Source organism: Candidatus Poriferisocius sp. (genome assembly GCF_965219775.1).
GTDB lineage: Bacteria > Actinomycetota > Acidimicrobiia > Acidimicrobiales > Bin134 > Poriferisocius.
In genome coordinates this window covers 1,177,533-1,204,402 of the sequence record NZ_OZ244793.1, presented here as the reverse complement: position 1 = coordinate 1,204,402, position 26,870 = coordinate 1,177,533, and the positions used below count along the sequence as shown (strand labels likewise).

Sequence of the window (26,870 nt, the reverse complement as noted above, 5' to 3'; positions counted from 1 at the left end):
AACCCCGGAGCGGCCAAGGAGGACCGGTGAGGGACCGGTGAGAAAGGTGGATGCACGATGTCTCTGACTGCTGGATCATTGCTCTTGGTAGCGCTGCTGGCCCCTGGCTTGCTGTTCGGGTGGGGCTATTCCCTGCAGCGTCCCCTCTACAGCGGGAGGGGAAGGGACTGGCTGCTCCGGTACGCAGCCACTTCAGCCGGTTGGTTGGCGGCCGGTGCTTGGCCCTTGCACTGGTTCTACACCACCTACTGGGATGACATCACCTCCCAGCAGTCGCTGCCCGTGGAGGCCTATCTCTTTCCCCTTGGCTACGTGGTCATTCCCGCGGCTGCAGGCTGGCTTGTGGGAATTGTGGCATCAGTGCTGCGGAGATCATCCAAGCGACATGACTGGCTCGACAGCCTGCTTCCCAAAACAAGCTCACCAACAGCCCGGGACCATCTATTTGGATCAAGAGAAGTGGGCTATGTCAGGTGTAAGCTCCATTCGGGTAGATGGGTAGGTGGTCTGTACGATAGCAGTACACCCGTTGGGTCATATGTATCAGAGGGGTATGAAGAACGAGATATCTACATATCTGTAGCATTGAAACTTGACCAGAACTCAGGCGAAGTAATTGTAGAGGATGGTCAGCCATGTGTGACTCAAGGTGGAGTGCTGGTAAAGTCTAGGGATGTGGAGACAATTGACTTTGCCCCGCTTGACTCATATGATGTCAACCTGAAAGGAGACAATCCTAATGAAGAGACGTCGTAAGGTTCGCAGAGTAGACACTCGTCCGGAGAGGCGCGGCTACAGCCCGATCGGAAGGGCGAGCTTGGATCAGATTCCACCTGCTTTCCTGCAGAAGCCTCAGCCCCCCAGTTCTGATGCGTCAGAAGATGTCTCGGAGCCGGCGCGGGCCCAGCCGTCGGAGTCCAGCGACTGACCTCGTTGCCGGTCACCCACCGGCGAGCCGCCTCCCTGTCGGGTCGGAGTGCAGTGCCCCTGCCCGCGAAGGCACTGTTGTGGACTTTCGGGCCCTCTCCACCCCTCCGTTCTACTGGTGTCTCTGCTTGAGACTTTGGGGAAGTGGCTCAGGGATCCCCGTGCCCACAGGGCGGTGCACTTCAAATGACATATGTGGCTCAAAGCGTACTCTAAACGCTCTGTCGGCCTCTGACCTGGGGATTCAGCGGTACTCTAAACCTACTCTAAACGGTTCTCCGGTTGGGTCAGCGGTCGGGGTTGACGGCGCCGGCCGCCGTGGCGCTAGACCCTGAGAGCGTTGACTCTTGGGTGGGGGGTCTTGGCATCAGGCACTGGGGTCGGCTACCTCAATGGCTCGGGTCTGCTGGGCCCAAGCCGTGATCAGCCGATCAGCAGTCAAGAGCCGCATGCCCTCGATTTCGGCAGTCGCCACGATCATGCGATCTGCCGGATCCGGGTGGAGGCCCTGTGAACCCAGTTCCACCGAACGGATAGCGATCTCGTCGTCAACCGACCGTGTTTGAAGTCCGTGTCGCTTCAGGCCAAGGCGCAGAGAACGGATGGGTTGGTCCAACTCCAGCCTTCGCTTATCCGGCTCTACGCGACGTAGCTGGGAGTGGGGGGTGGTGTCGGGCCTCAGAAGATGGGCATCCAGTACCAGACCTGGAAGGGGAGTGAGATCAGTGCGGGGAACAGCACGGCCTTGCGGCGCGGAAGAAGGGCGAATGCTGCCGAGAGCACGATGACCGTCACTGCCACAACTGGCTCTCCCATTGACCCCAATCGGCTGGGACTGTCCGGATCATCCCAGTCACGGTCCGCAGCCAGGACAATCATGGTGGCCAAGGAGTACAGCAGTGCTGTCCCGACGAGCCACGCGCCAAGAAAGCGCCAGGTTGCCCTGTTGCCGTCACCGGTCAAGAGAATCCGAAGCGTTCCGGCTAACAGAACCAACAGTGCTACAGGAAATAGAAACTGGAAGAACAGGAGAAGTGGCATCCTGCCGGGCTAACCATCTCCTGGTTCTGGAGGCATGGTTGGCGTGAAGGGATGGGGGTGGGTCAGATGTCGGGGTTGACGGCGCCGGCGAGCATGCCGCCGTCGGCGACGAACTCCGATCCGGTGCTGTAGGAGGACTCGTCGGAGGCCAGGTACAGGGCCAGGCGGGCGATTTCCTGGGGCTGGGCCACCCGGCCCAGCGGGATCATGGCGTACGCCGCCTGTTGGGCCTCCTCGGTCATGGTGCCGCCCAGGGCATCCAGGGAGGTCATGGCGGTGTCCACCCCACCGGGGTGGATGGAGTTGACCCGGATGCCGTGCCTTCCCAATTCCAGCGCAGCCGTCTTGGTCATGCCCCGCACCGCGAACTTCGAGGCGGTGTAGGCCATGGTGCCGCCGAAGCCCGCCAGCCCGTTGGTGGAACTGATATTCACGATGGACCCACCCTTGCCCGCGTCGATCATGGCGGGCACGGTGTACTTCATGCCCAGGAAGGGCCCTACCTGGTTGATGTTGACCACCCGCATGTAGTCGTCCAGGGTGGTGTCCACCAGCGACACCCCGAACTGGAGCACCCCGGCGTTGTTCACCAGTACGTCGGGGGCGCCGAACCGGCTGACGGTCTCGGCCACCGCCGCCTCCCAGGCCCCAGGGTCGGTCACGTCCAGCGGCACATAGTGAACGCTCGACCCCACGTCGGCGGCCACCGCCTCCCCCTGGTCGTGGAGCACGTCGCCGAAGAGCACCTTGGCCCCCTCGGCGGCGAACAACCGCACCTCGGCCTCGCCCTGGCCCCGGGCTCCGCCGGTGATGATGGCCACCTTGCCGTCCAATCTGCCCATGTCAGTTCTCCTCTCCGGAATCGTCTCGGTCGAGTCGCAGCGACGCCGAGTTCATGCAGTATCGCTCACCGGTGGGGTGCGGCCCGTCGGGGAACACGTGGCCCAGGTGGGCCCCGCACGCCGCACACACCGCTTCGGTGCGCACCATGCCGTGACTGGCATCGGTATGGCGCACCACCTTGCCCTCGGCGGCCTCCTCGTAGAACGACGGCCAGCCCGTGCCGGAGTCGTACTTGGCCTCCGAGGAGAACAGCACCACGTCGCACACCCGGCACCGGTAGGTGCCCTCGTCCTTGCAGTCCCAGTATTCGCCGGTGAAGGCCCGCTCGGTGCCGGCCTGCTGGGTGATGTGGTACTGCTCGGCCGTGAGCCGTTCGCGCAGCTCCTCGTCGGTGAAGGTCCGCTCAACCATGGGTCCACGGTAGCGGATTCTCGCCGTGGTGGGGCCAGGTTGGCGCCGATCCCACCCCATTCGGCGGGGCGGCGCCGAGCCGTCGGGTACTTGTCAAATACGGTCCCCGTAACTACGCTGGTGTCGTTACCGGGCGACCAACTGTCACCGGTCGTCTCTACAGTGTGGCTCGACATTCCCCCCACAGTTCGCAGCCGCGAAACACAACCCTAAGGAGGAGATGTGGAGCGAGAAAAAGCACTGGAAATGGCCCTCGGCCAGATCGAGAAGCAATTCGGCCAAGGTGCCGTCATGAAAATGGGCGAGAAGGGCGCCATGGCGATCGAGACCATCCCCACCGGGGCCCTGGCCCTCGACCTGGCCCTGGGCGTCGGTGGACTGCCCCGAGGCCGGGTGGTGGAAATCTACGGCCCGGAGTCCTCGGGCAAGACCACCTTGGCCCTGCACGCGGTGGCCGAGGCCCAGCGCAACGGTGGCATCTGCGCCTTCGTGGACGCCGAGCACGCCCTCGACCCGATCTACGCGAAAGCCATCGGCGTGGACGTGGACGAGCTGTTGATCTCGCAGCCCGACACCGGTGAGCAGGCCCTGGAGATCGCCGACATGTTGATCCGGTCGGGCGCGCTCGACGTGATCGTCATCGACTCGGTGGCCGCCCTCACCCCCCGAGCGGAGATCGAGGGCGACATGGGCGACACCCACGTGGGGCTGCAGGCCCGGCTCATGTCGCAGGCCCTGCGCAAGCTCACCGCCAACCTGAACAAGTCCAAGACGGTGTGCATCTTCATCAACCAGCTCCGGGAGAAGATCGGCGTGATGTTCGGGTCACCCGAGACCACGCCGGGTGGCCGGGCGCTGAAGTTCTACTCGTCGGTGCGGCTGGACATCCGCCGCATCGAGTCCCTCAAGCAGGGGGTCGACGTGGTGGGCAACCGCACCCGGGTCAAGGTGGTCAAGAACAAGGTGGCCCCGCCGTTCCGGCAGGCCGAGTTCGACATCATGTACTCCAGGGGCATCAGCCGGGAGGGCTCCCTGCTCGACGTGGGCGTCGACCTGGGCATCGTCGACAAGTCGGGGGCGTGGTTCACCTACGAGGGTGAGCACCTCGGCCAGGGTCGGGAGAAGGCCAAGTCGTTTCTGGGTGAGCACCCCGAGATCATGGTGGAGATCACCGAGCGGGTGTGGCGGACGGTGCGTCCGCCCGCCGAAGAGGAAACGGTAGAGACACCGGATCCCGAATCCGCCGCATCAACTGCTTAGCGGTCCGCCGGGGGCCGACGGGTAGCCTGGCCGGGTGAGTCGCAGCTACTTCATCCGCACCTACGGGTGTCAGATGAACGAGCACGATACCGAGCGCATCGCCGGTCTCTTGGAGGCCGACGGGATGACATCGGCCGACGCCATGGAGTCGGCCGACGTCATCGTGCTCAACACCTGCTGCATCCGCGAGAACGCCGACAACAAGCTCTACGGGCAGCTCGGCCACCTCAAGCGGCTCAAACAGGAGCGCCCCGACCTGCAGATCGCCGTGGCCGGTTGCCTGGCCCAAAAGGACCGGGAGCTGATCACCGAGCGGGCCGACCATGTGGACGTGGTGTTCGGCACCCACAACGTTCATCGGGCCGCGGAGTTGATCGGCGCGGCCGCCGACGGTCCCGTGGTCGAGATCCTGGAGGAAGCGGTCGAGGACGACCGCAACAGCTTCCCCTCGGCTCTGCCGGTGCGCCGCGACGCACCCTACGCCGCCTGGATGACCATCCAGGTGGGCTGCGACAACTCGTGCGCCTTTTGCATCGTGCCCTCAGTCCGAGGAGCGGAAATCAGCCGCCCGATGGAGTTGTTGGTGGCCGAAGCCCGCGAGCTGGTGGCCGGAGGGGTCACCGAGATCACCTTGTTGGGTCAAAACGTCAACTCCTACGGGCGGGATCTGCAGCGGGCTCGCCGCCAGGCGGGCGAAGGAGTGGCGTTGCGCCCCCTGTTCGCCGACCTGCTGCGGGCCCTGGGCGCGGTGGAGGGCATCGAGCGGATCCGGTTCACCAGCCCCCACCCCAAGGATCTTCGGCCCGAGACCATCGAGGCCATGGCCGAGGTGCCCGCGGCGTGCGAGCACCTGCACCTGCCCCTGCAGGCGGGCAGCGACCGGGTGCTGGCCGCCATGCACCGGGGCTACACCGCCGAGCGGTACCTGCAGCGGCTGCGGGCGGCTCGGGCCGCGGTGGACGATCTGGCGGTGTCCACCGACATCATCGTGGGGTTCCCCGGTGAGACCGAGGACGACTTCGAGCAGACCCTGCTGGTGGCGGCCGAGGCCGAGTTCGACTCCGCCTTCACCTTTGTGTTCTCCCCCCGGCCCGGCACCGAGGCCGCCGAGATGGCCGACCGATTCTGTGATCCCGACGAGGTACGGGACCGCTTCGAACGACTCCGGGCGGTGGTGGAGCGTTCCAGTCGCCGGGGCAACCAGGCCCGGGTGGGTCGCCGTGAAGAGGTGGTGGTGGAAGGGCCGTCGAAGCGTGACCCTGGCGTGCTCACCGGCCGGACCCGCCAGAACCGACTGGTCCATTTCCCCTCGCCGGATCCGCTCAGGCCGGGCACCTACGCCGAGGTGGACGTGACCGCGGCGGGGGCCCATCACCTGCGCGGCGAACTGGCCCGCGTCACCGCCCCGCCCCGTTGGCGCACCCGGATCCCGGTGGTGGCCCAGGAACCGGCGGAGCGCACCCGGATCCCGGTGGTGGCCCACTGAGCGGCCGGTCGCTTCCGGATTCACAAGGGGCGCCCGAGAGGCTCGCCATCGTCGGGCCCACGGCCAGCGGCAAGTCGGCGGTGGCGCTGGCCATCGCCCGGTGTCTGCGAGGCTCAGAAGCCGACCCAGGCGGGGGTGCCGAGATCGTCTCGGTGGACTCCATGCAGGTGTACCGAGAAATGGACATCGGCACCGACAAGCCGTCGGCCCTGGTGCGGGCCGAGGTGCCCCATCACCTGGTGGACGTGGCCGACCCCTCCGAGGACTACTCCCTCACCCGGTTCCAAGAGGCCGCCCGGCAGGCCCTGGCCGACATCGCCGACCGGGGCCGGGTGGCCGTGCTGGTGGGCGGGACCGGGCTGTACCACCGGGCGGTGATCGACGACCTGGACATCCCCGGCCGGTTTCCGGCCACCGTGGCCGAGTTGGAGAACGAGCCCGACACCCCGGCGCTTCACCGCCGGTTGGCCGAACTCGATCCGGTGGCCGCCACCCGGATGGAGCCCACCAACCGCCGACGGGTGGTGCGGGCTTTGGAAGTGACCGTGGGGAGCGGGCGGCCGTTCTCGTCCTACGGGCCCGGCCTGGGGGAGTATCCGCCCGGCGGTATCGCCCAGATCGGCCTGTCGCTGCCCCGGCCCGAGATCGACCGGCGCGTCGAAGAGCGCTTCCACCGCCTGATGGCCGACAGCCTCCTGGCCGAGGTGCAGGCTCTGGCCGACCGCCGCCCCCCGCTGTCGCGCACCGCGTCGCAGGCGCTGGGGTACCGGGAGTTGCTGGCCCACCTCCGCGGTGAGATGTCGCTGGACGAGGCGGTGGTGCTGGCCATTCGCCGCACCCGCCGCTTCGCCCGTCGCCAGGAGCGGTGGTTCCGGCGCGACCCCCGCATCGTGTGGCTCCCCGCCGACGCCGCGCCCGAAGCCCTGGCCGAACAAGCCCTTGCCCACGGCTTGCCGCGCCGGTTGCCGACATGAACGCAGCATCATCCCCGCGAAACCAGGAATCCGAAATGGTACGCCCATCGCCGCGCAGCCCTTGCCAGACTGGAGTGATGCGGCTCACCAAGCACCACGGCTTGGGGAACGAGTTTCTGATCGCCCTGGAGGACGAGTTGCCCGCCGACCCGGACAAGCTGGCCAAACGGTGGTGTGACCGGACCGGGGGCGAGGGGGCCGACGGCTTGATCTTCGGACTGCCTGGTGACCCCGATGCGGACATCGACATCACCATGGTGCTGTTCAACGCCGACGGCAGCCGGGCCGAGATCAGCGGCAACGGCATCCGCTGTTTGGCCCAAGCGGTTCTGCGCCAACCCGACCGTGCTGACGGTGGTGCCGCCTCGCTCATGATCGCCACCGACGCCGGCATTCGTCAGGTGTCAGTGCATTCGGACGAGGAGGGCCGGTCCGTCAACGATGCTCGGGCGGTTCGCGCCTGGGTGAACATGGGGCCGGTGACGATGAGCCGCAAACCGGTTGATATCGATTATCCCCACGCCTTGCGGATGGCCCGGCTGGATGTGGGCAATCCCCACCTGGTGATCCTGGTGCCCGACGTGGATGCCGTGGACGTGGCCGCTGACGGCGAGAGATTGTCGGCCCAGGCCGGGGGGGTCAACGTGCAGTTCATCAGCGAGCGTCCTGGCGAAGACGCCATCGACCTGCGGGTGTGGGAGCGAGGGGTGGGGGTGACGCAGGCGTGCGGGACCGGGGCGTGCGCCGCCGCCCGCGCCGCCCGGCAGTGGGGATTGGTAGGGACCCAACTCCAGGTCTTCATGCTCGGCGGCGACGTAGTGGTGCAATTGGTGGGGGACGACGTCACGCTCATCGGACCGGCCGTGTACGTGGAGCCTGAAAAATTGTGACTGAGCGCCCCCGCCGGGCCGGCGATTCCCCCGGCACCGCGTCACACAGGGCCTCCGCCCCGGTCCACGAGACCGACGACACCACCCACCGGGGCGGGTTCGGCACCCACGGGGGGGAGTCGGGGGCGTTCATCGAACGAACGTTTCGCGAGCAGATCGTGCTGGTGGGGGTCTCCCTGGGTGGGGCCGACCCGACCCGCACCGACGCCGATCTGGACGAGTTGGCTCAGCTCATCGACACCGCCGGGGCCGACGAGGTGGCCCGGGTGTCCCAGCGCCGCTCGGCCCCCGATCCGGCCACCTACATCGGGGCGGGCAAGGCCAAAGAGGTGCTGGCCCTGTGCGAACAGCACGACGCCGACACCGTGGTGTTCGACGACGAGCTGAGCCCGGCCCAGCAGTTCAACCTGGAGAAGCTCCTGGGCCGCACCGCCATCGACCGCACCGCGGTGATCCTGGACATCTTCGCCCAGAACGCCAGCAGCCAGGAGGGCCAGGCCCAGGTGGAGCTGGCCCAACTCCGCTATCGGCTGCCCCGATTGCGCCGGGGCCAAGGGTTCAGCCAGCAGGCGGGCGGGATCGGCACCCGGGGACCGGGGGAGACCCAGTTGGAGGTGGACCGCCGCCGCATCCAGCGCCGCATCCACAAGCTGGAGGCCCAGCTTCGCACCATCACCAAGAACCGCCAGGTGCAGGGCCGCAGCCGCCGACGCTCCGCCCAGCACACCGTGGCCATCGTCGGCTACACCAACGCGGGTAAGTCCCGGCTCCTCAACCGGCTGACCGACTCGGGCGTGCTGGTGCAGAACCGCCTGTTCGCCACCCTGGATGCCGCCACCCGTCGCTTGGAGCTACCCGGCGGGGAGCGGGTGTTGGTCACCGACACGGTGGGGTTCATCCAGAAGCTGCCCCACCAGTTGGTGGAGGCCTTCCGGTCCACCCTCGACGTGGTGGCCGAGGCCGACCTGCTGCTCCACGTGGTGGACGCCTCCGGCGCCGACCCCGAGGCCCACATCGCCGCGGTGCGCCAGGTGCTGCGGGAGATCGGCGCTGGGGCCGTGCCCGAGCTGCTGGTGTACAACAAGTGCGACCTGTTGGCCGGCCGCCAGGTGCCCCTGGGCACCGACAAGGACGCCGTGGTCATCTCGGCGGCCACGGGGGAGGGCACCGACAAGCTGCTGGCCGCCATGGCCGACCACCTGCGGGCCGACGCGGTCATCGTGGAGCTGTTGGTGCCCTACGCCCGGGGTGAGGTGCTGGCCGCGGTGCAGCGGGCCGGTCAGGTGCTCACCACCGACACCACCGACGACGGCTACCGGCTGCAGGCCCGGCTCGACCCGGCGTCGGCCGCCCGCCTCTCCCAATGGATGGTGGGGTAGGGGCGCCCGTGGCCGGTTTCGTGCTGCCCCCCTACCCCTACGACCGCCTCGATGAGCTGCGGGCGGTGGCCGACGGCTTCGACGGGGGGTGCGTGGACCTGTCGGTGGGGGCGCCCACCGATCCACCCCCGCCTGAGGTGGTGGCCGCCTTGTCGGGATCGGACGCTGAACGGGGCTATCCGCCGTCGGTGGGGTCACCGGCCTATCGGGAGGCGGCACTGGGCTGGCTGGCCCGCCGGTTCGGGATCGACCACACCGGCGCGGCGGTGGCCGGGTGCGTGGGCACCAAGGAGTTCGTCGTCTCGCTGCCCCACTACCTGCGGCTGCTCCGGCCCGGTGGCGACACCGTGTTGTACCCGGCGGTCTCCTACCCCTCCTACGCCATGGGGGCCACCCTGGCCGGGTGCCGAGCCGTCCCGGTGCCCCTCGACGACCGGTGGCGCCTCGACCTGTCCGCCGTCGACCCCGACGACATCGACCGCTGCCTGTGCCTGTGGGTCAACTCGCCGGGCAACCCCGCCGGGGCCATCGACGACCTGGCGGCCGCGGCCCGATGGGGACGACGCCACCGCGTCCCGGTGTTCAGCGACGAGTGCTACATCGAATACGTGTGGGACCCCGAGCGGTGTTGCCGCGACCACCTCAGCATCCTTAGTCAAGGGGCCGATGGGGTGGTGGCCGTGCATTCGCTGTCCAAGCGGTCGAACCTGGCCGGGGCCCGCGCCGGCTTCTACGCGGGCGACCCCGAACTGGTCGGCTTCCTGTCGGAGGTACGCAAGCACGCGGGCCTGATGATCCCCGGCCCGGTGCAGGCCGCCGCGGTGGCCGCCTGGGCCGACGACGCCCACGTCGACACCCAGCGGGCCGTCTACCGATCCCGGCTGGCTCGCCTGGGCGCGGTGCTGTCGGCCTTCGGCACCGGCGGCGGACTCCCCGAAGGGGGCTTCTACCTGTGGGTCCGATCCGACGACGGGGACTGTTGGTCGCTGGCCCGACGGATGGCCGAGGAGCTGGGGGCGCTGGTCAGCCCCGGTGAGTTCTACGGCCCTGCGGGCGCCGGGTTCGTGCGGGTGGCCGCGGTGGCCCCCGATGCCGCCATCGACCGGCTTGAACAGCGTTCGGCCTCCCGGCGTGGGGGTACCGTGGGCAAATGAGCACGCTGCAAGGTCAGATCGAAGCGTTGTGGGACGACCGCACCCCCATCACCGAGGGTGATCCCGAGGCCCGGGCGGCGGTGCATGAGGCCATCGACCTGCTCGACACCGGGGCGGCCCGGGTGGCCGAGGTGGCCGACGACGGCACGGTGGTGGTCAACCAGTGGCTCAAGCAGGCCATCTTGTTGCTGTTCTCGGTGGCCGAGATGGAGACCACGGAGTTGGGGCCATTCGAGTACGCCGACAAGATTCCCCTCAAGTCCGACTACCAGGCCGCCGGGGTCCGGGTGGTGCCGGGGGCGTCGGCCCGCTGGGGCTCGTTCCTGGACAGGGGCGTGGTGATGATGCCCAGCTACGTGAACATCGGCGCCCGGGTGGGGGCCAACTCCATGGTCGACACCTGGGCCACGGTGGGCTCGTGCGCCCAGATCGGGGCCAACGTGCACCTGTCGGGCGGGGTGGGCATCGGCGGGGTGCTGGAGCCCCCCCAGGCCGCCCCGGTGATCGTGGGCGACGACTGCCTGGTGGGCAGCCGCTGCATCGTGGCCGAGGGGGCCCGGCTGGGCGACGGGGTGGTGCTGGGAGCGGGGTGCGTGCTCACCGGCTCGATCCCGGTGATCGACGCCGCCTCGGGAGAGGAGCTGGGGCGGGGCTCGGTGCCCGACTGGTCGGTGGCCGTGGCCGCCACCAGGCCCCGCTCGTTCGACGGGGGCACCTTCGGCATGCCCTGCGTGCTGGTGCTGCGTCGACTGGAGCCCGGCGAGCGCCACGACAAGGCCCAGTTGAACGCCGTGCTGCGCGAGCACGGGGCCGCCACGTGATGGGTTGTCCCCAGGGCCTGCGACCCGAGCGTGGCCCCCACCGGGCCGACGCCGATGGGTACCCGGGGACGTACCCGAACACGGCGTACCCGAGGAGCCGGCCCACGACCGTGCCGCGGTGATCGCATGACCAGCGACCTGTTGGCGGACGCCGCCGAACTCGTCAACGTGGCCTCGGTGTCCTACCACGAAGGGGCCATGGCCGATCTGGTGGAGGCCCGGCTGGGGGCGGTGGCCGGGCTCGCCGTGGACCGGGTGGGCGACAACGTGGTGGCCCGCACCGACCTGGGGCGCAAGTACCGGGTGCTTATCGGCGGACACTCCGACACCGTGCCCCCCAACGGCAACGCCGTGGCCCGCATCGACGGCGACGAGTTGTGGGGCCTCGGGGCGGCCGACATGAAGTCGGCTCTGGCCGTGATGCTGGAACTCGCCGCCGCCGTGGACGAGCCCACGGTGGACATCACCTGGCTGGTGTATGCCCGCGAGGAGGTTCGCATCGCCGACAGCGGGTTGCGGGAGTTGTTCGGTGCCCGCCCCGACCTGTTAGTGGCCGATGTGGCCCTATTGGGCGAACCCACCAGCGGGGGAGTGGAGGCCGGGTGCCAGGGGGTGCTCCGGGGGGTGGTGACCGTGGCCGGCGCCCGGGCCCACACGGCGAGACCGTGGATGGGGGAGAACGCCATTCACCGTCTTGGACCGCTGCTCAGCCGGGTGGCCGCCTACGAGCCCCGCACGCCGGAGATCGACGGTTGCCGGTATCGGGAGTCGTTGCAGGCAGTGGCGGTGGCCGGCGGGGTGGCCGGCAACGTGGTGCCCGACGCCGCCGAGGTCACGCTCGGACACCGGTTCGCCCCCGATCGCAACGCCTCCGCCGCCGAGGCCGCCGTGCGGGAGTTTCTGGCGCCGGTGCTGGGCGAGGGGGATCGCTTCGAGGTGTCCGAGAGTTCTCCGGCGGCGGCGCCCGGTTTGGGTCATCCGGTACTGCAGCGGCTCATCGGGGACCATCAACTGGAGGTTCGGGCCAAACTGGGTTGGACCGACGTGGCCTTCTTCGCCGAGCGGGGGGTTCCCGCGGCCAACTTCGGCCCCGGCGATCCCACGCTGGCCCACACCGCCCAGGAGCGGGTCCACCGGGCCGACGTCGAGCGGTATCGGCACTGTCTGCGGGGACTGCTCACCGCCCCCGAACTGCTCGGGTGACTCACCGGCCCATTTGTTCGGCCGAATTGCCCGGCTGAATTTCTCGAGGGAACGGCAAACAGCCAGGTCACGGGCCGATTTCCTGCCCGCGGGCCCCATACTGTCACCACCGTCGGGACAATGGTCGCATGGCTCTACCCATGTACCGACAAACGCTCTCCCAACCGGCCTACTCCCAGGCGGCCTTGTCCCAACCGGGCCTGCCCCAACCGGCGGTTCATCGCCCGCTGGTTGCGGCGCCCACCCATCGCCTCGCGGTCCGACCGGTTCCGGTGGCGGTCTACTGGTTCCGACGGGCCTTGGCCGTCGGAGCGCTGTTGCTCGTGCTGTGGGCCAGTGCGCTACTGGCCGGCCACCTCGGCGTCACGCTCAATCCCGACGATCCCGCGGGGTTGTCGCGCCCCGAGCCCGCATTCGTCATCGTGGGCGACACCGCCCTCCCGTTGAACGCCGACGACCGGTGGGCGGGAGAAGCCGGCTAATGGGTGAGGTAACGCAGGAACAGGCTGTGGTCGTGGACCAGCACGCGGGCCAATCGCAGGTGTGCCAGTCCGGGTGGGCCGCCTTCGACCAAGCGCGCGCTGTCGCCCCCGGCCAACAGCGGCGAGATGGTCCAGCACAGCTCGTCCACCAGCCCTTCGGCCACGAGCTGGCTGTTCAGGCGGGGCCCACCCTCGGCCAACACCACCTGCGCCCCCAACTGACCCAGCCGGGCCACCACCGCGGCCGCCTCCACCCGAGGGGTGCCCGGTCGGTGGGAGTCCGCCCGTTCCACCCGTGGGGTGCCCGGTCGATAGGTGTGCGCGGGCTCCACCCGCTCGTTGCCCAACCGGTGTACGTCGGCGGTGGCCTCGGCTCGGGCCAGGCGGTCCGCGGGCGGTTCTGCCCCGGTGAACAGCAGCGGTGGCGGGTCGTCGTCGAACAGGGGGGCAGCGAAGTCCAGGTCCAGGGACCCGCTCACCACGGCCAGGCGCGGTCTCGGGGCCTGCTTGCGGCCCGCTCGGGCGGCGGCCGCCGCCGGATGGGCCCTGGGCGGGCCGTAGCCCTCTCGGCGCACGGTCTCGGCCCCCACCAGGATCACATCGGCCACCGCCCGGATGGCGGCGAACACCCGCCGGTCGCCGGGGCTCGACAGCGTGCCCGACACCTGGTCGGCCGAGGTGGCGCCGTCGACCGAGGTCACCATGTTCAACATCAGCCACGGGCGGTCCTCAGGGGGCACGCGGCGGTCGGCGCCGTAGAGAGCAATGGGGTCCACGTCGCCGACGAACTCGGGGAGAAGCTGATCCACCTGCCGGTGACCGTAGCAGGCCCCCCGGTCCGGCAGTCCTTCGGAAATTCACCTGAAATCCACAGGCAATACCCCTGTTTCTCCTTACCGTCCACAGGCCTCTTGCTCTACCGTGACCTACCGCTGCGGCGTGAGTGGCCGGAATGGTGGTTGGCGCCGATGACCATAGTGGGGTTCAGGCGACTCCTTGAGGGGTTCAGCCCGTCAATTCGGCGGGGGAGCGTGTTCGGTGCAGACACGCCTCATGACGAGGCCCCTTTGACCTGGCCACTCATGCCGCAGCCTCGATTTCCGGGAATAGAATGGACCAGGGGAATGCGCCTTGCCGAGCGGCATTCCCGTGAGGAGTGCTGATGGCTCTGGCATCTGACCGCACCAGAATCGGCCTGAGCCGTCACTTCAGCCGTCCCGACGTGCACCCCTACGAGCAGGTCGAGTGGCTTCGCCGCGACGCCCGCATCACCGGAGCCGACGGCACGGTGGCCTTCGAGCAGAAGAACGTGGAGTTCCCCGCCGGCTGGTCGGTGAACGCGGGCAACATCGTCACCCAGAAGTACTTCCGGGGCGGGCTGGGCACCCCGGAGCGGGAGACCTCGTTGCGCCAGGTCATCGACCGGGTGGTGGACACCCTGGTGGCCTGGGGCACCGAATCGGGCCACCTGGACGAACCCGAGGAGGCGGCCGCTTTCGCCGACGAGCTCCGCTGGCTGTTGGTCCACCAGCGGGCGGCGTTCAACTCCCCGGTGTGGTTCAACCTCGGGGTTCCCGGCGCGGTGCCCCAGTCGTCGGCCTGCTTCATCCTGTCGGTGGACGACACCATGGAGTCCATCCTCGACTGGTACGGGGAGGAGGGCCGCATCTTCAAGGGAGGGTCGGGCGCCGGGGTCAACCTGAGCCGCATCCGGTCGCGTCGCGAGACGATGAGCGGCGGGGGCACCCCCAGCGGCCCGGTGAGCTTCATGCGGGGCGCCGACGCCTCGGCGGGCACCATCAAGTCGGGCGGCAAGACGCGGCGGGCGGCCAAGATGGTGGTGCTCGACGCCGACCATCCCGACGTGGCCGAGTTCATCTGGTGCAAGGCCATCGAGGAACGCAAGGCCCGGGCCCTGCGGGACGCCGGCTTCGACATGGATCTGGACGGGGCCGACAGCCACTCCATCCAGTACCAGAACGCCAACAACTCGGTCCGACTGAGCGACGCCTTCATGTCGGCGGTGGTCAACGACGACAACTGGCAGCTCACCGCCCGCACCAGCGGCGAGGTGGTGGAGACGGTGTCGGCCCGGTCGCTTCTGACCCAGATGGCCGAGGCCGCCTGGGAGTGCGCCGACCCCGGGGTGCAGTTCGAGACCACCATCAACCGTTGGAACACCGCCGCCGAATCGGGCCGCATCACCGCCAGCAACCCCTGTTCGGAGTACCTCCACCTCGACAATTCGGCCTGCAATCTGGCCAGCTTGAACCTGTTGGCGTTCGTGGACGACGACAACGAGTTCGACGTCGAGGGGTTCAGCGCCGCCGTGCGGGTGATGACCGTGGCCCAGGAGATCCTGGTCGGCCCGTCGCACTATCCCACCGAACCCATCGGGGACACCACCCGCCGGTTCCGGCAACTGGGTCTCGGCTACACCAACCTCGGGGCCATGCTCATGGCCTTGGGTCTGGCCTACGACTCCGACGAGGGCCGGGGGGTGGCCGCCTCCATCACCGCGTTGATGACAGGGGTGGCCTACGAGGCCTCGGGGCGCATGGCCGCCCAACTGGGCCCCTTTGAGGGCTTCGCCCAAAACCGTGACGCCACCCGGCGGGTGCTCCACATGCACCGTGACGCGCTGAACCGCCTGGAGGGTGAGCCGGTGCCAGCGAAAGTGCTGGGCGCGGCCCGGGCGGCGTGGGACGCGGCGGTGGAATGGGGCGACACCTTCGGGGTCCGCAACTCACAGGCCACCGTGCTGGCCCCCACCGGCACCATCTCGTTCATGATGGACTGCGACACCACCGGTATCGAGCCCGACCTGGGTCTGGTCAAGACCAAGAAGCTGGTGGGGGGTGGCACCGTGGCCCTGGTCAACCAAACGGTGGGCCGGGCCCTGTTCCGATTGGGGTATCCGCCCGATCAGGTGGCCGAGATCGTGACCCATGTCCACGAGCACGGCACGGTGGTGGGTGCCCCGCACCTGGATGCCGACCACCTCCCGGTGTTCGCCTGTTCCATGGGCGACAACGTGATCTCGCCCAACGGCCACGTCGCCATGATGGCCGCGGTGCAACCCTGGCTGTCGGGGGGCATCAGCAAGACCGTCAACGTTCCCGAGGACACCACGGCGGCCGAGATCGAACAGCTCTTCGTGGACGCCTGGCAGATGGGGGTCAAGGCCCTGGCCGTTTACCGGGACAACTGCAAGGTGGGCCAGCCCCTTTCGGTGTCCGACGGCTCCACGGTGTCCGACGGCTCTGCGGCGAGCGACGGCTCCACGGCGAGCGAGGGCACCTCCGACGCCGGACCCGACGCACCGGCGGCGGTGCCGCAGCGGCAACGGCTGCCCCGCACCCGCACCAGCCGCACCTTCGAGTTCCGGGTGGCCGACTGCAAGGGTTTCGCCACCGTGGGGGAGTACGAGGACGGCCGCCCCGGCGAGATCTTCCTGCGGGTGTCCAAGCAGGGTTCCACGCTGGCCGGGGTCATGGACGCCTTCGCCATGGCGGTCAGCCACGGCCTCCAGTACGGGGTGCCGCTGCGGGCCTACGTAGACGCCTTCACCGGAATGCGCTTCGAACCGGCCGGGATGACCGACGACCCCGACATCCGCATCGCCACCAGCCTCATCGACTACCTGTTCCGCCGCCTGGCGGTGGAGTACCTGGGCCTGGACGAACGCCGGGAACTGGGGGTCTACACCACCGACGAGCGGAAGCAACCCACCCTGCCCGGAGTGGAAGAGCAGGTGGGCGTGCCCATGTCCACCCACGGCACCAAGCCCGACCCCCCGACACTCCCCGGTCGCCCGTCCTCGCCGCCCACCGATGCCCCTTTGTGCTCGGACTGCGGCGTGTTCATGGTCCGAGCGGGCTCCTGCCACGCCTGTCCCGACTGCGGGTCCACCTCCGGCTGCTCCTGAGCCGACCCCGCTTGCTCAACCCAGCGGTCGACCCCGGTGGCCGACCCCGAGAGGGGGGAGGGGGCGGCAATTGCGGTTGCCGACGAAGTGGCCGAGTACATTGCCGATGAGATTGCCGGCCCGCCGGGATTCCGGTGGCCGCCGAGGGGGAGGTACCCATGAGGGCAGCGCTGTTGTTGGAGGAGCACGACGAGCTGGTGGTGGACCAGGTTGAGGTGGCCGCCCCGACGGGCAGCGAGGTGCTGGTACGCACCGCGGCGTCGGGGTTGTGCCACAGCGATCTCCACTTCATGGAAACGGATGGCTGGGACGTGGAACGTCCGGTGGTGCTGGGCCACGAGGCCGCCGGGGTGGTCGAGGCGGTGGGGCCCGACGTGCGGGAGGTGCAGCCCGGCGATCACGTGATCTGCTGTCTGTCGGTGTTCTGCGGGCGCTGCGAGGTGTGTCTGGGCGGGCAGCCGTACCTGTGTGTCCGCAGTCGGGTGGAGTGCGTGCGCACCGCCGAGGAGCCTCCCCGGCTCAGCCGTGGTGGCCAAGAGGTGTACCAGTTCGCGCATTTGTCGTCGTTTGCCGAGGAGATGCTGGTCCACGAGAACGCCCTGGTGAAGATTCGCCCCGACATGCCCCTGGATCGGGCCGCGCTCATCGGCTGTGGCGTCACCACCGGCACCGGGGCGGTGTTCCGCACCACCGAGGTGGGCCCCGGCTCGACGGTGGCGGTGATCGGCTGCGGCGGCGTGGGCATGTCGGCGGTCCAGGCCGCCCGCATCGCCGGGGCCACCGCCATCATCGCCGTGGACCTGGAATCCCGAAAGCTCGACACCGCCCTGCGGCTGGGGGCGACCCACGCCGTCAATCCCGCCGACGGCGACCCGGTGGCGCAGGTGATGGAGCTGACCAGTGGTGGCGTGGACTACTCGTTCGAGGCCATCGGCCTGGCCCTCACCGCCCAGCAGGCCTTCGCCATGATCCGCCGAGGGGGAACGGCCACGGTGATGGGCATGATCCCGCCAGGCACCAAGGTCCAGATCGAGGGCCAGGAACTGTTCATGTCCGAGAAGCGGCTCCAGGGTTCCCTGATGGGCTCCAACGTGTTCCGGGTGGACATGCCCCGCCTGGTGGACCTCTACCTCGACGGACGACTCATGCTCGACGAGATGGTGTCGGCCACCATCACCCTCGACGACGTGAACGACGGCTTTGCCGCCATGAAGGCGGGCGACGTGGTCCGAAGCGTCATCGCCTTCAACTGAGATGAGCACCCCCACCGCAGCGGGCGGTTCGACGGCGACCCAGTGGCCCGCAGCGGCCGAGAACCTGCGCTGGTGGGATCGAGAAGTCGGCTACGAGGTGTACATCCGGTCGTTCGCCGACGGCAACGGCGACGGGGTGGGTGACTTCGTCGGCCTGACCGACAAGCTGGACTACCTGGCCTGGCTGGGGATCGGCATCGTGTGGATCACCCCCTTCTACCCCTCGCCCATGGCCGATTTCGGCTACGACGTGGCCGACTACACCGACGTCGATCCCCTGTTCGGCACGCTGGCCGACTTCGACGCCTGCGTCGCCGAGGCCCATCGGCTGGGCCTGCGGGTGCTCGTCGATCTGGTGCCCAACCACACCTCCGACCAGCACCGGTGGTTTCAGTCGTCCCGGTCCGATCCCGACGGCTACTGGCGGGGCTACTACCACTGGCGGGATCCCGGTCCGGGGGGCGGTCCCCCCAACAACTGGGTGTCGCATTTCGGCGGCCCGGCCTGGACCCTCGACGAAGCGTCGGGGCAGTACTACCTGCACCTGTTTCTGCCCGAGCAGCCCGACCTGAACTGGTCCAACCCGCGTCTGGTGCGGGAGTTCGACCAGATACTGGAGTTCTGGCTGGACCGCCACGTGGACGGGTTCCGGGTGGACGTGGCCCACGGCCTGGTCAAGAACATGCTCATGCCCGACAACCCCCAGCGCTTCCCGGTCACCCCCGACATGAGCCCCCGCCAGGCCTGGGCCTGCTACGACCACCGCTACGACCTCGACCAGGCGGGCGTCACCGCCATCTACCGTCGCTGGCGCAACATCGTGGAGCCCCGCGACGCCCTGTTGCTGGGGGAGGTCTACCTGCGGGAGAACAATCCCGACCGGGTGAGCCGCTACGTGACCCACCAGGACGGCCTGCACCGGGCCTTCTACTTCGCTCCCATGCACACGCCCTGGGAACCGGCGGCGCTGTGGTCCACGTTTCGCGACGCCCTCGACGCCGCTCCCCGTGACCTCTCCTGGGCGCTGAGCAGCCACGACGACCCCCGGGCCCCCACCCGGTTGGGCGGGGGAGCGCTGGGTCGAGCTCGGGCGCTGTCCTATGCCGTGCTGCAGTTCGCCCTGCCCGGATTGCCCTTCCTCTACCAGGGTGAGGAGCTGGCCCTCGACGACGTGGACGTGCCCCCCCAGCAGTGTCAGGACCCGGTGGCGGTCCGCAACCAGAACCCCGCCGACGGAAGGGACGGCTGCCGCACCCCCATGCCGTGGGCGCCGGGGCCCACCGGGGGCTTCACCGACGCCGACGAACCGTGGCTGCCCGTGGGCCGGGCCCCGGCCGACACCGTGGCCGCTCAGCGTGACGACCCCGGCTCGGCGTTGGCCAAGTACCGGGAGTTGCTGGCGCTCCGGCGGGAGCTGACCGACCTCCACCACGCCGAGCTGGAGTGGCTCACCGACCGGCCCGCACCGGTGATCAGCTTCCGGCGGGGCGACTGCGTGTGCGCCCTCAACGTGGCCGACGACCCGAAGGAGCTGGCCCTGCCGCCGGGACGGTGGCGGGTGGCGTTCTCCTCCCAGCGTGAGGCCGGGCCGGTGGTCGAAGGCGAACTCACGCTGGAGGCGCCCGAGGGACTGCTGTTGGTGGCCGAGCCCGGCGAGGCCTGAGGGGCTCGGCTGGCTCAGGGGGGCCCTACAACGTGGTGACGAAGCCGCCGTCCACCGGGATGACCGCGCCGGTCACGTAGGAGCCCGCCCGTCCCGACAGGAACACGGCCACCCCGGCCATGTCGGCGGGCTGCCCGAGGCGTCCCAGGGCGGTGGCCGCGGTGATCTCCTCGCCGAAGGTGTCCAGGGTGTGGGCCATCATCTTGGTGTAGAACGGGCCGGGCGCCACCGCGTTCACCGTGATGTGGCGGGGCCCCAGCTTCTTGGCCAGCACCACGCTCATGTGGTGGACGGCCGCCTTGCTGGCCGAGTAGGAGTAGTTCTCGATGTCGGGGGCGTGCAACCCCTGCACCGAACCGATGTTGATAACCCGGGCGGGATCGTCGGGGGAGGCGGCTGCCTCCAGCAAGGGCAGCAGAGCCACGGTGAGCTGAAACACCCCCTTCACGTTCAGGTTCATCACCCGATCCCAGGCCGAATCGGGGAACTCGGCCATCGGCGCCCCCCAGGTGGCGCCCGCGTTGTTCACCAGGATGTCCAGCCGGTCGGTTCGCTCGCCCACCGCGTCGGCCAGGCCCCCGCAGCCCTCCTCGGAGGACAGATCGGCGGCGACGGCCTCCACCGGGCCGATGGCCGAGAGCTGTTCCACGGCCTCGTCGAGTTGGTCCTGGCGGCGCGAGGCGATGATCACCCGGGCCCCGGCCCCCAACAGGCCCTCGGCGATCATGGCCCCGATGCCCCGTCCACCCCCGGTGACCAGGGCGGTCTTGCCCTCCAGGGTGAACAGGTTGGTGGGCGTCAGTTCCGTCATGAGTCCTCCCCGTGGCCTAGAGCTCGAGTTCGAACAACAGGTGGCGGCTGAGGTCGCCCAGGTGGTCCACCAGCATGATCCGCTGGTCGAACCACCAGGTGCCGTCGGGGCGGTGGAAGGTGTCGTGGTAGCGGCCGGTGATGATGGGCTGCAGGGGGAAGTCGTCGAGCTGCTGGAACACGGTGTAGTAGGAGCGGGCCGCCGCGGTGCCGGCCTCGTCGTCGACCTCGATGATGGCGTTGGTGGTCACGTGCTTGGTGCGGGGCGTGCCGCAGGGGTACAGACGGGTGGAGTTCTGGTAGATGCCCAACACCGCCTCTCGGCCCACCGCCGCCTCGGTGACCGGGGCCTCCGGGGTGGTCACGATGCGGCCGTGGGCGAACAGGTCGGCCACCCCTTCCAGATCTCCGGCGTCGATCCGCTCGGCGTAGGTGTAGAGGAGGTTCTCGATCAATCGGGTGCTGTCGCTCATGGGCAGAAATCTACCCAAAGCGAACACCGGGAGACCCAAGATGAGCGGTCCGGCCCCCCGGTCGTGGCAAACTCGCGGGGTGATGGCATCCATTCCCAGCCCCAGTTGGAGAAGTCTGGACATCGGCTCTTTGGAGTTGCGGGCCTACGGACTGATGATCGCCCTGGGCGTGGTGGCCGCGGCCTGGTTGTTCTCCCGGCGGTTCACCCAGCGGGGCCACTCCCCCGATCTGGCCACCTCGGCCACGGTGTGGGCGGTGATCGCCGGGCTGATCGGCGCCCGGGTCTACCACGTGATCACCGACTGGAAGTCGTTCAGGGGCAATTGGGGGGAGGCCTGGCAGATCTGGGAGGGGGGGCTGGGCATCCCCGGCGCGGTCATGGCCGCGGCCCTGGCCATGTGGGTATTCGCCCGGGCCAAGAAGATCCCGCTGTCGGACGTCGCCGACTCGGTGGCCCCCGCCCTGCCGTTGGGCCAGGCCATCGGGCGGTGGGGCAACTGGTTCAACCAGGAGCTGTACGGGCGGCCCACCGACCTGCCGTGGGCCTTGGAGATCGACCCTCGCTACCGCCCGGACAAGTATCGGGCCGACGAGACCTTCCACCCCACCTTCTTGTACGAGTGCATCTGGAACCTGGCCCTGATGGGGGTGCTGTTGTGGGTGTCCAAGCGGTTCACGCTCAAGCCCGGTCGCCTGTTCGGGCTCTACGTGCTGGGGTACGCCCTGGGCCGCCTCTGGATCGAGACCATCCGGGTGGACTTCGCCAGCGAGCTGGCCGGGGTGCGGGTGAACATCTGGGTGATGCTGGCCCTCATCGCGGGCTCGGTGGTGTTCCTGCTCTGGCGCCGAGGCAGCCAAGACGAGGCCCTCGACTCAGAATCCCTCGGCGACGGTGCCCCCGAACACGGTGCCCCCGAACACGGTGCCCCCGAACACGAGGCCCACGAGGATCACGAGGAACAAGACACCGCGCAGAACATCACTTCGGAGGCCTGAATCCGGTATCCTGAACCTGCGGGCTCGCCGATCATTCCGCTTCCTTTCGCAGCCCGGACCCAAAGATGACAGAAGAATTCCGCGTTTTGGGTGTGGCCACCGACTTGGCCACATCCCTCCAGGAGCGGGGCATCCACACCCCGTTCCCCATCCAAGCTCTCACCATCCCCGACGCGCTCGCCGGTCGGGACGTGTGCGGCAAGGCCAAGACCGGCTCGGGCAAGACCCTGGCCTTCGGCCTGCCCCTGGTGGAGAACCTCTCCCATGCCGAGCGCCGTCGGGTGCGCGGATTGGTGTTGGTGCCCACCCGGGAGTTGGCCGTGCAGGTGGCCAAGGAACTCCGCCCTCTGGCCCGGGTGCGGGGCCTCGAGCTGGCCCCGGTGTACGGCGGGGCGGCCATGGAGGCCCAGATCAAGCAGATCAAGGCCGGGTTGGACATCATCGTGGCCACCCCCGGACGCCTGATCGACCTCATCGATCGCCAAGTGGTCTCGGTGGCCAAGCTGGAGGTGGTGGTGGTGGACGAGGCCGACCGCATGGCCGACATGGGGTTCTTGCCCCAGGTGGAGTGGATCCTGCGCCATGTGGACTCCCGCCATCAGACCCTGCTGTTCTCCGCCACCCTCGACGGGGCGGTGGACGGGTTGGTCCGCCGTTACCAGACCAATCCGGTCCGCCACGAGGTGCAGTCCCGACAGGTGACCGTCGACGAGATGCAGCACCGTTTCGTGGCCGTCCACGAGATGGACAAGGTCAAAGTGGCCGCGGCCATCATCCGGGCCTCCAACCGCACGCTGGTGTTCTCCGCCACCCGCCACGGCTGTGATCGCCTCAGCCGCAAGCTGAAGGCCGAGGACGTGCGGGCCGAACCCATCCACGGCGACCTCCGTCAAAAGGCCCGGGAGCGTTCGTTAGCCCGGTTCTCGTCGGGCGACATTCAGGCCCTGGTGGCCACCGACGTGGCTGCCCGGGGACTGCACATCGACGACGTGGACGTGGTGATCCACTACGACCCGCCGCCCGACCACAAGACGTATCTGCACCGCTCGGGGCGCACGGCCCGAGCCGGCGAGTCGGGCATGGCGGTCACCCTGTCGCTGTGGAACGAGGAGTTGGAGGTCAAGCGGCTGCAGCGTCGCCTGGCGTTGGACGTGCCCATCGTGGAGATGTTCTCCAACGACGGCCGCCTGGATGCCCTGGATCGCTGGGATCCGGTGGCCGAGGTCGTCTAGCCCTCCAGCCATCCGTTACCCCGGGGTACCGGGCGTTCCGTCGGCGTCCCGCCAAGAGTGCTGAGCCAAATGTGTTGAGCCGCCAATAGGCACCCCGCTACCCTGGTGCGGTACATCGAGAGCGGCCCGCCGCCTGAGGTCACGCAAGCCGTGGGCTCAGTCGGGGGGTCCGGCAACCTGGGAGGGACACCCAAGGTGCTCACCCGCTTCGGCGGGGGATGTGGTCTCCGGCGCCGCCGGAGGCAACCAAGTGTCCGTGCTCGTCGGCAACGGAACCGGTGGCCCTCCCACAACCAGACGAAGGGAAGACCGTGTCCGACGGGAGCCGCCCCGAGCATCCCCGCAACTACAGCACCGACCTGCCGGTAACCGGTGCCTGGCAGCCCGGCGACCCGGCGGGCAACCGCCGGTTCTTCACTCTCGACCGTCCCCGCCTGTTCGAGCTGGAGGGAGGCGGGGCCCTGCGGGAGGTCACCCTGGCCTATGAGACGTGGGGCACCCTCGACCCCGACGGGGCCAACGCGGTGCTCATCTGCCACGCCCTGACCGGGGATTCCCACGTGACCGGCGAGGCGGGCCGTGGCCACCCCACCCCCGGCTGGTGGGGAGAGATGGTGGGACCGGGCAAGGCGCTGGACACCGACGAGTTGTTCGTGGTGTGCGCCAACGTGTTGGGCGGCTGCCAGGGCAGCACCGGGCCGTCCTCGCCCCACCCCGACACCGGGCGCCCGTACGGTTCGTCGTTCCCCACGCTCACCGTGCGCGACATCGTGCGCAGCCAGCGCCGCCTGGCCGACCACCTGGGCATCGGGCGGTGGCTGACCGTGGTGGGAGGCTCCATGGGGGCCATGCAGGCCCTGGAGTGGGGGGTGATGTTCCCCGAGCGGGTGGGGTCGGTGTGCTCGCTGGCCGGGTGCATGGCGGCCAGCGCCCAGCAGATCGGCTGGTCGGCGGTGGGCCGTACCGCACTGGCCTTGGATCCCCACTGGCGGGGGGGCGACTACTACCGGAATCCGCCCGGCCAGGGTCCCCATGCCGGGCTGGCCATCGCCCGCTCCCTGGCCCAGATCACCTACCGGTCCGACGAGGTGTTCGAGGACCGCTTCGGGCGGGAGCTGTTCGACACCCGCTCGGTGTACGGCAAGTGGGATCGGTTCCAGGTGGAGTCCTACCTCGACTACCACGGGGAGAAGCTGGTGAAGCGGTTCGACGCCAACACCTACCTGGTGCTCAACCGGGTGATGGACCTGCACGACATCGGCCGGGACCGGGGTGGGCTGGCCGCGGCCGCCGCCCGGATCACCTCGCCGGTGCTGTCGCTCAGCATCACCAGCGACACCTTGTACCCGCCCCGCCAGCAGGTGGAACTCCACGACGCGGTGGTCGCCGCCGGCGGCCGGTGCGTCTACACGGTGGTGGACAGCCCCCACGGCCACGACGGCTTCCTCCTGGAGGTGGAAGCGGTGGGCCAGGCCATCAGCGACTTCCTCGACAAGGTGGGCAGCGGTGCAAGCTGACGCAGCCCCGAAGCCGACCGACGACGCCCCACCCTGGGCGGTGCCCGCCCCCGATCCGGCGGCGTTCTGTCATCCCGACACGGTGGCGATCCTGGCTGGCCGCCGCACCGGCGGCCCGGAGCTGGCCCCCACGCTGCATCCCGCCACCACCTTCCGCCTCCCCTCGCTTCCCGACAGCCGGCGCATGGCCCTCGATCCCACCGAGAGCCGCTACTACACCCGCAACGGCAATCCCACCGTGGCCGCTTTCGAGGAGGCCATGGCCGAGCTGGAGGGGGCCGAGGCCTCCCGGGCATATGCGTCGGGCATGGGGGCGGTGAGCGGTGTCGTACTCGGCCTGTGTTCGGCGGGCGACCACATCGTGGCCCAGCGGCAGCTCTACTCGGGCACCCAGTTCCTGCTCCAGGCGGTGTGCCCCCGATTCGGGATCGAGGTGACCTTCGTGGACGGCACCGAGCCGGGGGCTTTTGCCGCCGCCGTGCAACCGGGGCGGACCATGTTGGTGTGGGCCGAGAGTCCGGCCAATCCCCGTTTGGAGTTGGTGGACCTGGAGGCGTTGGGGGCCATCGTCGGACCGCTGACCGTGGTGGACGCCACCTTCGCCCCGCCGAGCATCACCCGGCCGTTGGACTACGGGGTGGACCTGAGCCTGCACTCGGCCACCAAGGGCATCGGCGGCCACAACGATGCCACCTTGGGGGTGGTCTCGGGCAGCGCCGAGTTGATCGCCTCGCTGTGGGGGTTCGCCGTGCTGCAGGGGGCCAACGCCGCCCCGTTCGACGCCATGAACGGCCTGCGGGGCCTGCGGACCCTGGGCGTTCGCCTGGAGCGCCAGAGCGCCACCGCCCAGCAGGCCGCCGAGGCCCTGGTGGAGCATCCCGGCGTGGCCGCGGTGCGCTATCCCGGCCTGGCCTGCCATCCCCAGCACGAACTGGCCAAGCGGCAGATGCGGCTGTTCGGCGGCCTGTTGACCTTCGACCTGGCCGGGGGACACCCGGCCGGGGAACGATTCGTGGACGCGGTGCGGTTGGCCCAGATCGCCCCGTCACTGGGCGGCCCCGAGACCCTGGTGTCCCATTCGGCGTCCACCACCCACGCCGGGCTGACCCCCGAGGAGTTGGAGACGGCGGGCATCGGGGCGGGCACCATCCGGGTCTCCGTCGGTCTGGAGCACGGCGACGACGTGGTGGCCGACCTGCTGCAAGCCGTCGATGCTGCCTGAGGCGGACGAGGTCGATTCCCCTGCCGGAGATCATCGAGGTCGAGTACTACCGCCGGGCGGCATCGGCCACGGTGGGGCGCACGGTGGCCGAGGTGCACGCGCCCGATGACTGGTTCATCAAGGGAGGGGCCGACGCCGTCGCCCTGAAGCAGGCCTTGGGGGGCGCAACGGTGGTCGAGGTGCGCCGTGCGGGCAAGCTCCTGATGCTGGACTTGGTGTCGGCCCCTCACAAGGCCACGATGCCGGACCGCCCCGACCGGGCCATTGACCCCGTCCCTGGCGCCCACACCGGCGCCCGCTCCCGCCTTCTGCCGGACGTTGTGCTGGGGGTGCGATTCGGTATGACCGGGCGGCTGGAGGTGGACGGCCACGCGGTGATCGATCGGCTGGTGTACGGCAGCGTCCGGGATGTGCCGCAGTGGCGGCGGTTCGGGTTGGAGTTCTCCGACGGCGGCGCCCTGGTGGTGATCGACCCCCGCCGCCTGGGCGGGGTGGAGCTGGAACCCGACGAGCATGGGCTCGGTCCCGACGCTCTGGCGTTGACGCCCGAACAGCTCGCCGTTGCCCTGGAGGGCAGCCACAGCCCGCTGAAGGCCCGGTTGCTCGACCAGCGTCGGGTGGCCGGGCTGGGCAACCTGCTGGTGGACGAGATCCTGTGGCGCGCCGGGCTGGACCCGGCTCGGGAGTCGAAATCGCTGAGCCCAGCCGAGCACCAGCGGCTGGCTCGGGAAATCTCCGCCACGCTCGCCGAATTGGCCGAACGGGGCGGCTCGCACACCGGCGACCTGCAGGTGGCCCGCATTCGTGGCGGGTCGTGCCCCCGAGACGCCGAGTTGCTGGACCGCCGTACCATCGGCGGCCGCACCACCTACTCCTGCCCGTACCACCAGCGATGAGTGTCACC

At 69.2% G+C, this 26,870-nt stretch carries 24 protein-coding genes; 18 read left to right on the top strand and 6 right to left on the bottom strand.

Annotated features, from left to right (window positions below; translation table 11 throughout):
* The first annotated feature begins 57 nt into the window (after positions 1 to 57).
* Complete coding sequence (locus ACOQPQ_RS05535; RefSeq protein WP_420638444.1) at positions 58 to 756, top strand: DUF6338 family protein; 699 nt, start codon at positions 58 to 60, stop codon at positions 754 to 756.
* A gap of 849 nt (positions 757 to 1,605) precedes the next feature.
* Here the strand turns inward: ACOQPQ_RS05535 and ACOQPQ_RS05530 are convergent.
* The 3 genes from ACOQPQ_RS05530 to msrB form a co-directional block, all read right to left on the bottom strand.
* Positions 1,606 to 1,968 carry a hypothetical protein gene (locus ACOQPQ_RS05530; RefSeq protein WP_420638443.1) on the bottom strand — a complete coding sequence of 121 codons (363 nt, stop codon included), beginning with the start codon at positions 1,966 to 1,968 and terminating at the stop codon, positions 1,606 to 1,608.
* 62 nt (positions 1,969 to 2,030) lie between these two features.
* Entirely contained in the window at positions 2,031 to 2,810 is a 780-nt protein-coding gene (locus ACOQPQ_RS05525) for an SDR family NAD(P)-dependent oxidoreductase (RefSeq protein ID WP_420638442.1), read from the bottom strand.
* Between the two features lies 1 nt (position 2,811).
* A complete protein-coding gene (gene msrB / locus ACOQPQ_RS05520; RefSeq protein ID WP_420638441.1) occupies positions 2,812 to 3,222 on the bottom strand; it encodes a peptide-methionine (R)-S-oxide reductase MsrB in 411 nt (136 codons plus the stop codon).
* Positions 3,223 to 3,468: 246 nt separating this feature from the next.
* Here msrB and recA point away from each other — a divergent pair, with 246 nt between their 5' ends.
* The 9 genes from recA (at position 3,469) to ACOQPQ_RS05475 (ending at position 12,871) form a co-directional block, all read left to right on the top strand.
* A complete protein-coding gene (recA, locus tag ACOQPQ_RS05515) occupies positions 3,469 to 4,482 on the top strand; it encodes a recombinase RecA (RefSeq protein ID WP_420640363.1) in 1,014 nt (337 codons plus the stop codon).
* 34 nt (positions 4,483 to 4,516) lie between these two features.
* Entirely contained in the window at positions 4,517 to 5,968 is a 1,452-nt protein-coding gene (gene miaB / locus ACOQPQ_RS05510; RefSeq protein WP_420638440.1) for a tRNA (N6-isopentenyl adenosine(37)-C2)-methylthiotransferase MiaB, read from the top strand.
* The gene (gene miaA / locus ACOQPQ_RS05505) at positions 5,965 to 6,942 is read left to right on the top strand and encodes a tRNA (adenosine(37)-N6)-dimethylallyltransferase MiaA (protein ID WP_420640362.1); all 978 of its coding nucleotides are present in this window, start codon (positions 5,965 to 5,967) and stop codon (positions 6,940 to 6,942) included. The genes miaB and miaA overlap by 4 nt, the downstream gene beginning before the upstream one ends.
* Positions 6,943 to 7,019: 77 nt before the next feature.
* The gene (gene dapF / locus ACOQPQ_RS05500) at positions 7,020 to 7,832 is read left to right on the top strand and encodes a diaminopimelate epimerase (protein WP_420638439.1); all 813 of its coding nucleotides are present in this window, start codon (positions 7,020 to 7,022) and stop codon (positions 7,830 to 7,832) included.
* On the top strand, positions 7,829 to 9,211 hold the full coding sequence (gene hflX, locus ACOQPQ_RS05495) for a GTPase HflX (RefSeq protein ID WP_420638438.1): 1,383 nt from the start codon (positions 7,829 to 7,831) through the stop codon (positions 9,209 to 9,211). The genes dapF and hflX overlap by 4 nt, the downstream gene beginning before the upstream one ends.
* A gap of 8 nt (positions 9,212 to 9,219) precedes the next feature.
* Positions 9,220 to 10,365 (top strand): pyridoxal phosphate-dependent aminotransferase, encoded by a 1,146-nt coding sequence (locus ACOQPQ_RS05490; protein ID WP_420638437.1) that lies wholly within the window; start codon positions 9,220 to 9,222, stop codon positions 10,363 to 10,365.
* On the top strand, positions 10,362 to 11,186 hold the full coding sequence (locus ACOQPQ_RS05485; RefSeq protein ID WP_420638436.1) for a 2,3,4,5-tetrahydropyridine-2,6-dicarboxylate N-succinyltransferase: 825 nt from the start codon (positions 10,362 to 10,364) through the stop codon (positions 11,184 to 11,186). Before ACOQPQ_RS05490 ends, ACOQPQ_RS05485 begins: the two co-directional genes overlap by 4 nt.
* Before the next feature lie 126 nt (positions 11,187 to 11,312).
* Positions 11,313 to 12,389 carry a succinyl-diaminopimelate desuccinylase gene (gene dapE / locus ACOQPQ_RS05480; RefSeq protein ID WP_420638435.1) on the top strand — a complete coding sequence of 359 codons (1,077 nt, stop codon included), beginning with the start codon at positions 11,313 to 11,315 and terminating at the stop codon, positions 12,387 to 12,389.
* A 140-nt stretch (positions 12,390 to 12,529) separates the two neighbouring features.
* Positions 12,530 to 12,871 carry a hypothetical protein gene (locus ACOQPQ_RS05475; RefSeq protein WP_420638434.1) on the top strand — a complete coding sequence of 114 codons (342 nt, stop codon included), beginning with the start codon at positions 12,530 to 12,532 and terminating at the stop codon, positions 12,869 to 12,871.
* Here ACOQPQ_RS05475 and ACOQPQ_RS05470 read toward each other — a convergent pair.
* Positions 12,868 to 13,680: a dihydrofolate reductase family protein gene (locus ACOQPQ_RS05470; protein ID WP_420638433.1), complete on the bottom strand. Its 813-nt coding sequence runs from the start codon at positions 13,678 to 13,680 to the stop codon at positions 12,868 to 12,870. The genes ACOQPQ_RS05475 and ACOQPQ_RS05470 overlap by 4 nt on opposite strands.
* 353 nt (positions 13,681 to 14,033) lie before the next feature.
* Here ACOQPQ_RS05470 and ACOQPQ_RS05465 point away from each other — a divergent pair, with 353 nt between their 5' ends.
* The 3 genes from ACOQPQ_RS05465 to ACOQPQ_RS05455 all read left to right on the top strand — a co-directional run bounded on the left by ACOQPQ_RS05465 (position 14,034) and on the right by ACOQPQ_RS05455 (position 19,715).
* A complete protein-coding gene (locus ACOQPQ_RS05465; protein ID WP_420638432.1) occupies positions 14,034 to 16,799 on the top strand; it encodes a vitamin B12-dependent ribonucleotide reductase in 2,766 nt (921 codons plus the stop codon).
* 158 nt (positions 16,800 to 16,957) lie between these two features.
* Positions 16,958 to 18,052 (top strand): Zn-dependent alcohol dehydrogenase, encoded by a 1,095-nt coding sequence (locus tag ACOQPQ_RS05460; RefSeq protein WP_420638431.1) that lies wholly within the window; start codon positions 16,958 to 16,960, stop codon positions 18,050 to 18,052.
* 1 nt (position 18,053) lies between these two features.
* A complete protein-coding gene (locus ACOQPQ_RS05455) occupies positions 18,054 to 19,715 on the top strand; it encodes an alpha-amylase family glycosyl hydrolase (RefSeq protein WP_420638430.1) in 1,662 nt (553 codons plus the stop codon).
* A gap of 25 nt (positions 19,716 to 19,740) precedes the next feature.
* Here the strand turns inward: ACOQPQ_RS05455 and ACOQPQ_RS05450 are convergent, their stop codons facing one another.
* Both ACOQPQ_RS05450 and ACOQPQ_RS05445 read right to left on the bottom strand, forming a co-directional pair.
* A complete protein-coding gene (locus tag ACOQPQ_RS05450) occupies positions 19,741 to 20,526 on the bottom strand; it encodes an SDR family oxidoreductase (protein WP_420638429.1) in 786 nt (261 codons plus the stop codon).
* Between the two features lie 16 nt (positions 20,527 to 20,542).
* Complete coding sequence (locus ACOQPQ_RS05445; protein ID WP_420638428.1) at positions 20,543 to 20,998, bottom strand: nuclear transport factor 2 family protein; 456 nt, start codon at positions 20,996 to 20,998, stop codon at positions 20,543 to 20,545.
* 82 nt (positions 20,999 to 21,080) lie between these two features.
* Between ACOQPQ_RS05445 and lgt the strand changes: the two genes are divergently transcribed.
* From lgt to ACOQPQ_RS05420, 5 genes are all read left to right on the top strand, one after another.
* On the top strand, positions 21,081 to 21,995 hold the full coding sequence (lgt, locus tag ACOQPQ_RS05440; RefSeq protein WP_420638427.1) for a prolipoprotein diacylglyceryl transferase: 915 nt from the start codon (positions 21,081 to 21,083) through the stop codon (positions 21,993 to 21,995).
* A 92-nt stretch (positions 21,996 to 22,087) separates the two neighbouring features.
* Positions 22,088 to 23,227, top strand: a complete 1,140-nt coding sequence (locus tag ACOQPQ_RS05435; protein ID WP_420638426.1) for a DEAD/DEAH box helicase — start codon at positions 22,088 to 22,090, stop codon at positions 23,225 to 23,227.
* 311 nt (positions 23,228 to 23,538) lie between these two features.
* Positions 23,539 to 24,744, top strand: coding sequence for a homoserine O-acetyltransferase MetX (gene metX, locus ACOQPQ_RS05430; protein WP_420638425.1), 1,206 nt, complete (start codon positions 23,539 to 23,541; stop codon positions 24,742 to 24,744).
* Positions 24,734 to 25,966 carry a trans-sulfuration enzyme family protein gene (locus ACOQPQ_RS05425; RefSeq protein WP_420638424.1) on the top strand — a complete coding sequence of 411 codons (1,233 nt, stop codon included), beginning with the start codon at positions 24,734 to 24,736 and terminating at the stop codon, positions 25,964 to 25,966. The genes metX and ACOQPQ_RS05425 overlap by 11 nt, the downstream gene beginning before the upstream one ends.
* On the top strand, positions 25,963 to 26,862 hold the full coding sequence (locus tag ACOQPQ_RS05420; protein ID WP_420640361.1) for a DNA-formamidopyrimidine glycosylase family protein: 900 nt from the start codon (positions 25,963 to 25,965) through the stop codon (positions 26,860 to 26,862). Before ACOQPQ_RS05425 ends, ACOQPQ_RS05420 begins: the two co-directional genes overlap by 4 nt.
* The last annotated feature ends 8 nt before the right edge of the window (positions 26,863 to 26,870 follow it).